At 58.5% G+C, this 9,851-nt stretch carries 10 protein-coding genes and 1 tRNA gene; all 11 read left to right on the top strand.

What is annotated here, in order from left to right:
• Positions 1 to 2: 2 nt before the first annotated feature.
• Positions 3 to 79 (top strand) — tRNA-Asp (locus tag KQ940_RS16100).
• A gap of 320 nt (positions 80 to 399) precedes the next feature.
• Complete coding sequence (locus tag KQ940_RS16095) at positions 400 to 1,371, top strand: 1-aminocyclopropane-1-carboxylate deaminase/D-cysteine desulfhydrase (RefSeq protein WP_217414788.1); 972 nt, start codon at positions 400 to 402, stop codon at positions 1,369 to 1,371.
• Between the two features lie 48 nt (positions 1,372 to 1,419).
• Positions 1,420 to 2,301, top strand: a complete 882-nt coding sequence (locus KQ940_RS16090; protein ID WP_217414786.1) for an NAD(+) kinase — start codon at positions 1,420 to 1,422, stop codon at positions 2,299 to 2,301.
• Positions 2,302 to 2,310: 9 nt separating this feature from the next.
• Positions 2,311 to 3,294: a metallophosphoesterase gene (locus tag KQ940_RS16085; protein ID WP_217414785.1), complete on the top strand. Its 984-nt coding sequence runs from the start codon at positions 2,311 to 2,313 to the stop codon at positions 3,292 to 3,294.
• The gene (locus KQ940_RS16080; RefSeq protein WP_217414784.1) at positions 3,291 to 4,142 is read left to right on the top strand and encodes a rhomboid family intramembrane serine protease; all 852 of its coding nucleotides are present in this window, start codon (positions 3,291 to 3,293) and stop codon (positions 4,140 to 4,142) included. The genes KQ940_RS16085 and KQ940_RS16080 overlap by 4 nt, the downstream gene beginning before the upstream one ends.
• 60 nt (positions 4,143 to 4,202) lie before the next feature.
• Positions 4,203 to 4,472, top strand: coding sequence for a YeaC family protein (locus KQ940_RS16075; protein ID WP_217414783.1), 270 nt, complete (start codon positions 4,203 to 4,205; stop codon positions 4,470 to 4,472).
• A gap of 6 nt (positions 4,473 to 4,478) precedes the next feature.
• Positions 4,479 to 5,309, top strand: a complete 831-nt coding sequence (locus tag KQ940_RS16070) for a DUF2797 domain-containing protein (RefSeq protein ID WP_217414782.1) — start codon at positions 4,479 to 4,481, stop codon at positions 5,307 to 5,309.
• Positions 5,310 to 5,319: 10 nt separating this feature from the next.
• Positions 5,320 to 7,944: an aminopeptidase N gene (gene pepN / locus KQ940_RS16065; protein WP_425515644.1), complete on the top strand. Its 2,625-nt coding sequence runs from the start codon at positions 5,320 to 5,322 to the stop codon at positions 7,942 to 7,944.
• A 68-nt stretch (positions 7,945 to 8,012) separates the two neighbouring features.
• Entirely contained in the window at positions 8,013 to 8,399 is a 387-nt protein-coding gene (locus KQ940_RS16060; RefSeq protein WP_217414779.1) for a hypothetical protein, read from the top strand.
• A 16-nt stretch (positions 8,400 to 8,415) separates the two neighbouring features.
• The gene (locus KQ940_RS16055) at positions 8,416 to 9,252 is read left to right on the top strand and encodes an AlbA family DNA-binding domain-containing protein (protein WP_217414778.1); all 837 of its coding nucleotides are present in this window, start codon (positions 8,416 to 8,418) and stop codon (positions 9,250 to 9,252) included.
• Entirely contained in the window at positions 9,249 to 9,842 is a 594-nt protein-coding gene (locus tag KQ940_RS16050) for an HAD family hydrolase (protein ID WP_217414777.1), read from the top strand. Before KQ940_RS16055 ends, KQ940_RS16050 begins: the two co-directional genes overlap by 4 nt.
• Positions 9,843 to 9,851: the final 9 nt, after the last annotated feature.

Below are 9,851 nucleotides of genomic sequence, written 5' to 3'. Positions count from 1 at the left end.
GCGGAGCGGTAGTTCAGTTGGTTAGAATACCTGCCTGTCACGCAGGGGGTCGCGGGTTCGAGTCCCGTCCGTTCCGCCACTTCAAAATCCCCGTCTCACGAAACATAGCCAGTACTGCTTGGCACCTCTTGTTTTACCGCATCGAACTATTTGCATCCTGCCGCCAGTTATCCATTTGGAGCCGCTTTCATATGTTTTGGAGCGGGGCTGGCGGGTCTTGAATCCAGTCACTCCGCCAAGAGAGACGCTGCCACCAATAGACTCGGGTAAGCGCTGCACAGCCGCTGTACACTCTATAGTTTGCCCGCCGCACCTAATTGTGGAAGAACTATCGATAGGTGCGAGGAGATAGCCGGGAGTCCGCGTCGGCTGGATTGAATATGAGGAGGTTAAGTGCCGATGAATGGGCTAGGGGCGATGTTCTCTCAGACAGATCTGGCTGGCGTGACGCCACTGTATAACAGGTTCTATCGTCAATACGGCGTAACGGTGGGGCTGCTGCGCATCGATCTTCTGCATCCGCAGATCAGCGGCAATAAGTGGTTCAAGCTGCTTTCCCTGCTGCAGCGGCTCAAGTCGGGTGAGCGGCCGCGTATCCTCAGCTTTGGTGGTGCCTGGTCCAACCATCTTCATGCTCTCGCTTATGTCGGTAACCATTTTGGTGTCGAAACCTTGGGCATGGTGCGTGGCCATCCGGACCAGCCCTTGACCGGGATGCTCGCGGATGCGCAGCGCTGGGGCATGAGGTTGATCTATCTCGGCAGAGACGAGTACCGTCGCAGAGGTGAGCCGGACTTTCTGGCGCAGTTGGCGATAGAGTATCCCGGATGGGACATTTTGCCGGAGGGTGGAAGTAACGCCGATGCGGTGCACGGTTGCAGCACGATTTGGCAATCTGTTCAGGGCACGGACTGGTCTGAGCCGGATTACTTTCTCTGCGCGATGGGTACGGGCGGCACACTGGCCGGCGTGATCGCCGGACGGCCTTCGGGCACTCAGGTTGTTGGGGTGCCGGTACTGGAGCTGGGCGATGCCGGGGAGCAGATGGTGCGTGACCTGCTGAGTCAGGCGCAGGTGCCTGATCCGCAGGGCTGGTGCCTGGATCACTCTGGCGCTTTTGGCGGCTATGCCAAGCTGTCGCATGAGTTGTCGGCACTTCTGGTAAGCTTTGAAGGCCAGAGCGGTGTACAGCTTGATCCGGTCTATACCCTGAAGCTGCTGGCGACGTTGAATCGCCGGATTGTTCGAGGACAGGTCGCACCCGGTAGTCGGGTCCTGCTCCTGCACTCGGGAGGCTTGCAGGGTCGCAGGGGATTGGCGTCACGGCTTGAAACCGGTGCGTCTGCCTTTGTTGGCCCGCTGCTCGTATAATGAAGCACTTGGCCGTGTCCCAATCTAAGGCATAACTAAGGGTAGAGTATGGAGAATTTTCGAAACATCGGGTTGATCGGTCGGCTGGGCAGCAAGAAGGTGATCGATACCTTGAAGTCGCTGATCCGTTACCTGGACGATCAGGGATTGAATGTCATACTCGATGAGAAAATTGCCGAGGTGATGCCGGGGCACGGGCGCCAGGTCGCGAAACAATCGCGAATGGGCGAGGCCTGCGACCTGGTCATCGTAGTCGGCGGTGATGGCAGCCTGCTGGGTGCCGCCCGAGCGCTGGCGCAGAGTCACGTGCCGGTACTTGGGGTGAACCGAGGTAATCTGGGTTTCCTGACCGATATTGCGCCGGACGAGATCGAAGAGAAGGTTGGTGAGGTCCTCGCCGGTCGCTACTCCGTCGATACCCGTTTTTTGATCGATGTGACCGTCAAACGCGATGGTGAGCCGATTGCGGAGTCCACGGCGTTAAATGATTGTGTGCTGCATCCGGGCAAGGCCACTCGGATGATCGAATTTGAGCTCTATATCGAGGGGCAGTTCGTCTATACCCAGCGTTCGGATGGTCTGATCGTCTCGACCCCAACCGGATCCACCGCCTACGCACTGTCGGGAGGCGGTCCTATCATGCACCCCAGGCTGGATGCATTGGTGCTGGTGCCGATGTTTCCCCATACCCTCTCCAGCCGTCCGATCGTCGTTGACGGTAACAGCGAACTCAAGCTGGTGATCAGCGAGCGCAATGAAACCTATCCATCTATCTCCTGTGACGGGCAGATGAACATTGCGCTATCGCCCGGCGATACCGTGACAATCCACAAGAAGCCGCATAAATTGAAACTTCTGCACCCGCTTAATTACGACTTCTACAGAACGTGCCGCGAGAAGTTGGGCTGGGGTACGAAGTTGGGTGAATAGGGGAGTCTTGTGAGCGACGGTTTTCAGGGAGTCGATCTGATCGGTGATGTGCATGGCTGTGCGATCAGCCTGTGCCTGTTGCTTGACCGGATGGGCTATCGCCGAATAGACGGGGTTTACCGGCATCCGGTGCGCAAAGCGGTCTTTATTGGCGATATCGTCGACAGGGGGCCGCATATTCGTGAAGCCCTGCATATCGTGCGTGCAATGGTCGAGGCGGGGCAGGCCGAGATCATCATGGGCAATCATGAGTACAATCTGCTCTGTTACCTGACCCCGGGGTCGGGTGTCGACGGGTACCTGCGTGAGCATACGCCGCGCCACCAGCGCATACTTCAGCAAACGCTCGATCAGTTCCGCGGTCATCAGGCGGAGCTGGATGATTACCTCGAATGGTTCATGCAACTGCCGCTCTTCCTTGAGACGGACAGGTTTCGCGCGGTACATGCCTGCTGGCATCAGGAGCTTATCGACAGGTTCAAGTCCGAGCAGGGGGGTAATCGCATCGATCGGGCGTTTCTGCATCGATCTGCCGTGCCTGATAGTTTCGAGTGGGAGGTGATGGACCGCTTGCTGCGAGGTACCCATCTGCGTTTGCCTAATGATGAGGTGATCGTCAGTAAGGATGGTTTCAAGCGACGCTTCTTCCGCACCAAGTTCTGGGCGGATAATCCGCAGCATATGGGGGATGTGGTGTTTCAACCCGATCCGTTGCCCGAGCACATAGCGCGGATGCCGTTAACCGATAGCCAGCGTGAGGACCTGCTCTATTATGGGCCGGAGCAGAAACTGCTGTTTATGGGCCATTACTGGTGTGAGGGGATGCCGGTTCCATTGACCGACAATATCGCCTGCCTCGATTACAGCGCAGTCAAATACGGCAAGCTGGTGGCGTACCGTCTGGATGATGAGAAAGCGCTGCGCAAGGATAAGTTTGTCTGGGTGGATGTGGCGCGAGAAGTGGGGCGACTGGATACGGAGTTGGGCAGTTGATTCCGGTTCTGGAAGTGCCACTGGACGAGGATCTGGCTCCGTTTACTGCTCTGTTGTGGGAGCATGAGGTTCCGCATCGAGTGGTGGAAACCGAGGATCGGCAGATTCTGCTGGTTTCTCAGAGTGTCAACGTGGACCAGGTTCGGACCCTGTATCGCTTCTGGCGTGACGGCGGCGATCTTGCTTCGGTCGAGATCCGCACCCGGCGGCGGCCATCGATTGTGCCATCGGTATCCTCTCCGCTCAGGGTCGGCATGACGCTGACGCTTATCGGGCTCAGTATTCTGTTTACGCTGTTGATCGGTTTTGGCGGCAGTGAACAGTGGATGGCATACCTGACCCTGACCGATTTCAGGATCGTGGGAGAGGGGATCCGCTACGACAGCTTGGGCGCCATGCTGGCCTCCGGTCAGTGGTGGCGCCTGATTACACCGATCTTTCTGCATTTCAGCGTGCTGCATATCCTGTTTAACCTGCTCTGGGTTTGGGTGGTCGGTCAGCGCATAGAGCTGCTGCAGGGGCGTTGGGCTCTGCTGGGGGTGGTGCTGTTCAGCGGTATCGCCTCCAATATCGCGCAGTATCTGATCTCGGGACCGATGTTTGGCGGCATGTCCGGTGTGGTGTTCGGTCTGCTGGGGTATACCTGGCTCTGGGACCGTCTGGAGACGCGCTACCGTTTCAATCTGCCGCCGGCCCTGATGGGGCTGATGGTGCTTTGGTTGGCGCTGGGCTTTACCGGTGTTCTGGAGGGGTTGGGGCTTGGCGCGATAGCGAACACGGCGCATTTGGTGGGGCTGCTGGCGGGCTTGGCCTGGTGGCCGCTGGGGAGATTGTTCGGACCGCGCTGAACGGTCCCGCTCTGTGTTAATATTGTCGGTTCCGGACGCCAGTTGCAGGAGTTTTGTTTGATGAACTTTGAAAAGATGATCGAGGCGATGACGCCCGATGTGTATAACGCACTCAAGCGCGCTGTCGAGCTGGGCAAATGGCCCAACGGTGAACGACTTAGTCAGGAGCAGCGCGAGACCAGCATGCGCGCGGTGATCGCCTACGAGCATGTGCGCGAGATGCCGGACGATCAGCGCATCGGCTATATCGATCGCACCCGTCCTGACGGCAAGCAGCATGGTTGCGATCCGCTTCAGCCTGAAACCCTCAAGATTCTGACGGACCAGTAAGTATCGATGGAGTTGCTCGGTACCGGCGCGTTGCGCAAGATGGAAGTGGCCCTCGAAAGTCCTGTTCAATACAAGCTGAGACTTGATGACGACAGCCTGATCGATATGAATCGGCTGTTGGGGCAACCGATAGCGTTGCATTTTGAGGGTGAGATCAACTGCCTGCACTGCGGGCGTAAAACCCGCAAAAGCTTCAGTCAGGGCTACTGTTACCCCTGCTTCACGCGGCTGCCGCAATGCGACAGCTGCATCGTCAAACCGGAAACCTGTCATTTTCACGAAGGCACCTGTCGCGATCCTGCCTGGGGAGAGCGTAACTGCTTCGCGCCCCATATCGTATATCTGGCAAACTCCTCCGGACTCAAGGTGGGCATCACCCGGCGCAGTCAGATCCCGACGCGCTGGATCGACCAGGGGGCTGTTGAGGCTCTGGCGATCCTGGAGGTGGACAACCGTCTCCACTCCGGCCTGCTGGAGCAGATCTTCGCTGCCCATGTCAGTGACAAAACCAACTGGCGCGCCATGTTGAAGGGGGACGTGCCGCCGGTGGAGCTGGAAGCGGAGCGGGATCGCCTGTTGACGCTGTGCGCGGCTGAGATCGACGCTCTGAAGAGTGAGTACGGTGCAGAGGCTATCCGCAACCTGTCGGATCAACGGGCGGTCAGGATCGAATACCCGGTGCTTGAATATCCGCACAAGATCGCGACGTTTAACCTGGATAAGAGCCCGGATGTGAACGGTACCCTGCTTGGTATCAAGGGTCAGTATCTGATATTGGATAGTGGTGTAATCAATATCCGCAAGTTTGGCGCCTATCGGGTCCGCCTTAGCGCGTGAGTCAGGAGAGATGATGTCGCAACAGAATCAGCAGCCACAACCGATCTACCTGAAAGACTACCAGGTACCCGCCTATCTGATAGCGCGCACAGAGTTGCGTTTTGAGCTTGATGAAGAGGAGACGCTGGTCCGCGCGACCCTGCAGGTACGACGCAACCCGGCTTGCACCCGCAGCAGGGCGGCGCTGGAGCTGCATGGGCATGAGTCGCTCGAACTTTGTCGGCTGAGTATCAACGGCGAGATCCTGTCGGAGCGTGATTTTAGCCGCGATGAAGAGCTGCTGACGGTGTCCGCTGTGCCCGAGGCGTTTACCCTTGAGTGTCTGACCCGTATCCATCCTGAGCAGAACACCGCGCTGGAGGGGTTGTACAAGTCAGATGGAATGTTCTGTACCCAGTGCGAAGCAGAAGGGTTCAGACGGATCACCTTCTACCCGGATCGTCCCGACGTGATGTCGGTGTTCCGCACGACGGTGGTGGCCGATCGCACTCGATACCCGGTACTGCTCTCCAACGGTAACCCGGTGGAGTCCGGATATGAGAACGATGGTCGCCACTTCGTGACCTGGGAAGATCCCTTCCCCAAGCCGGCCTACCTGTTTGCGCTGGTTGCCGGCGATCTGGCGGTACTTGAGGGCAGTTACACCACCGCCTCTGGGCGAGCTGTGAAACTGCAGATCTACGCCGACAGCAAGGATCTGGACAAGCTGGATCATGCCATGCTGTCGCTGAAACGGGCGATGCAGTGGGATGAGCAGGTGTACGGGCGCGAGTACGATCTGGATATCTACATGATCGTCGCGGTCGATTTTTTCAACATGGGCGCCATGGAGAACAAGGGGCTCAACATCTTCAACACCAGCTGCGTGCTGGCCAGCCCCCAGACCACGACCGATGCGGCGTTTCAGCGGGTTGAGGGGGTGGTTGCACATGAGTACTTCCATAACTGGTCGGGCAACCGTGTCACCTGCCGAGACTGGTTTCAGCTCAGTCTGAAAGAGGGCTTTACCGTCTTCCGCGATGCTGAGTTTTCGGCCGACATGAACTCTCGCACCGTGAAGCGGATCGAAGATGTCTCTCTGCTGCGTACCGCCCAGTTTGCCGAAGATGCCGGCCCGATGGCGCATCCGGTGCGGCCCGAATCCTTTATCGAGATCTCCAACTTCTACACCCTGACGGTATATGAAAAGGGTGCCGAGGTGGTGCGTATGCTGCATAGTCTGCTTGGCGCCGAGGAGTTTCGTCGCGGCACCGACCTCTACTTCGAACGGCATGACGGCCAGGCGGTTACCACGGACGAGTTTGTCCAGGCGATGGCCGATGTGTCCGGGCGTGACCTGACCCAGTTCAAACGCTGGTACAGCCAGGCGGGTACGCCACGCGTCGAGGTCAGCGACAGCTGGGATGAGGTAACAGGCCGTTACCAGTTGAGCTTTCGGCAAAGCTGCCCCGCCACGCCGGGGCAGCAGGAGAAACTGCCATTCCACATGCCGATCGCCTACGGTCTGCTGGCGGCCGGCGGCGAGGAGCTTGCCGCCGGCGTGCTGGAGCTGACCGAAGCGGAGCAGAGCTTCAGTTTCGAAGCTTTGCCCGAGCGTCCGGTACCCTCGTTGCTGCGCGGCTTCTCGGCACCGGTCAAGCTCAACTACGGCTACAGTGATGAGCAGTTGCTGCACCTGTTGCGGCATGACAGCGACGGCTTCAACCGTTGGGATGCCGGACAGCGTATCAGCGTGGCGCTGATGCAATCGCTGATCGCGGACTATCGAGGCGGGCGCGAGCTGCTGCTGCCGGACTCGCTGGTCGATACCTGGCGAAGCCTGCTCAATGATGTCAGCCTGGATCCGGCCATGGTTGCCCACCTGCTGCGTCTGCCCAGCGAGGCCTATCTGGCTGAGCTGGCCGATGTGATTGACGTCGAAGCGATACACGAAGTGCGCGAGTTTCTGCTCAAGGCGCTGGCAAAGGCGTTGTTGCCCGAGTGGAGCGCCGCGTACAGCCGTTGCAGTCGTGAAGAACCCTATACACCGGATGCGGCAGCATGCGCGCGGCGAAGCCTGAAAAATCTGAGTCTGGGCTACTTGCTGGCCACCGGCGAGGAGGTTTGGTTAACCCTGGCCGAGGAGCAGTTCAATAACGCCGACAACATGACCGATCAACAGTCGGCACTGGCGTTGGTCGTGCATTCCGGGTTCCGTCAGGCGGGCGAACGCCTGCTGGCCGAATTCCAGGCGCAATGGCAGCATGAGGCGCTGGTGATGAACCAGTGGTTCTCGATCCAGGCCAGCGATCCCTGGCCCGGCGCTCTGGAGCGTGTGCAGTGGTTGCAGGAGCACCCTCTGTTCGATGCACGCAACCCCAACAAGCTGCGTGCGGTGGTTGCCGCTTTCTGTGGCCAGAATGCAGTGAATTTTCATGCTGCCGATGGCAGTGGTTACGCCTACCTGGCGGACTGGATCATCCAGCTTAACAAGCAGAATCCGCAGATCGCCTCCAGGCTGCTGACACCGCTGACGCGGTGGAAGCGCTATCCTGATCAGGTACAGGGGTTGATGAAAAATCAGCTTACGCGGATTCTTGACAGTGGTGAGCTGTCGCGAGATGTGTATGAAGTGGTCAGTAAGAGTCTGGCGTAGGCCGGATGCTCTTGGCGCTGGATAGTCTGAAGCAAACGAAAACAACACAATTGTCAGGACGATATAGGATGGACAGAAAATTAAGCTCTGCCGACAAGTTCGATCTGCAGCAGAACTACCGACGTTTCTTGAAGTACCAGGAGCAGTTCACGCTGGCCAACGATGCGTACAAAGATGCACGCGCAAGCAGGGTGTGGATCGCTGGACTGGTGATGCTGCTGTTTGCGCTGGCATCCGACTTTTTCCTCGGTGCTTCGGCAGCGCTGTTCGGTCTCTATTTCTACCGCATAGTGCTGGCCTGGTTCCGCAGTTCTCAGGCGGAAGAGGGGCGTGAACAGATGGAACGATGGTTTGCGGGCAAAGGGCTCAAGTTTCAGGGGCGTGTGCTCTATTTTCGTGATGACGAGATGCTGGCGCGTCCGATCGATCCGTTCGACGATGCGCTGTATGGTTGAGGTCGGGGCTTAACGGATGCAGCGGGAGTTTCGACGTCTCAGTCGGCGTACCCAGCAACTGCTGGCGGCGCCGGAGGGGGTTAACGTCGATTTCAAACGTGAGGTACAGGCGGTTCGCAGTGCCGACCTGGTTGCGTTTGCCAACTCCCCGCTTGGCGGTACCCTGCTGATTGGCATCGATGAGTACACCAGTCCTGATGGCGTGCAACGCGGTCGAGTGGTCGGGTGTGACGTCGATGACCGTGCCCGCCTGCTGGTGGTCAATAAGGCCACCGAGTGCATCCCCAATATCGAGTTGAAGATCTACACCGAAAATCTCGCCAAGTCTCGCCCGATTCTCAGGATCGAGATCCCCAGTGGCCACCTCAAGCCCTACTGTACCCATGGCGGCGAATACCGCATCCGTACCGACGGACGCAACCGGGCGCTGCTGCCTGAGGAGCTGCTGGCGATCTATATGGACCGGGAGGGCGAGCAGTTCCTGTCCCGTTTTCGTGATGCGGTTTTTCAGCTGGAGCATCAGGTTGAGGGGGTCAACCACTCCTTAAGCAAGGGGATACTGGCGGTAAGTGAGCATCTTGAGGATCTGGATGACCAGTTACGTCATACCCTGCACCGTATTGAGCAACTGACTGACAGTAACAAGAAGCGCTCAAGGAACCTGCTGCAAGCCTTGCGGGAAAGTCAGCGCAGTATCGTGCAACTGGAGGAGGTGGTGACGCCGCGAGTCGACGGTATCAGCAGTACCCTGCTCGAAGATATCGAGCATAAGTTGGGGATGCTGCTCGACCTGATCGATACTGAGTCCGAGCCGATAGATGCCATGCAGAATGGAGAGGACTCCCGGCAATGAACGATATCGCCAGGAGGCGCTACTGGGTGTTTGATCTGGATGGAACGCTGACCCGTCCGGTTCACGATTTTGCCCATATCCGCGCCCAGCTGAAGCTGCCGCCGAACAGCGATATTCTTGCTTCGCTGGCGGCGCTGCCTTCGCCGCACCGGGAGCGGCAGATGGCGCTGCTTGATCAGCTCGAACTCTTCTACGCCGAACAAACCGAGCCTGCCGCCGGCGTTGTCGAACTGCTCGATCTGTTGCACAGGCGCGATTGCTGTCTCGGTATCCTGACCCGTAACTCCCAAGCGGTTGCGCTGCAGGCACTGGCGTCGATCGGCGCGCGTCACTATTTCACTGCTGAGGATGTGCTGGGCCGTGATGAGGTGCGGCCCAAGCCGGACCCTCATGGCATTGAACTGCTGCTCGGGCGTTGGCAGGCAACGCCGGATGAGGCGGTCATGGTCGGCGATTTTCGCTATGACCTGGAAGCGGGGAGAGCCTGCGGTACGGCCACCATTCACATCGATCACGGCGTGCATACGCCTTGGCCTGAGCTCACCGATCTGCGGGTCACCTCATTGTCGCACTTGCTTGAGATCCTCTGAATAGCGGCT

The sequence above is a fragment of the Marinobacterium ramblicola genome, from assembly GCF_019084545.1.
GTDB lineage: Bacteria > Pseudomonadota > Gammaproteobacteria > Pseudomonadales > Balneatricaceae > Marinobacterium_D > Marinobacterium_D ramblicola.
Note: the sequence above shows the minus strand (reverse complement) of the source record. Positions and strands in the feature narration are given on the sequence as shown.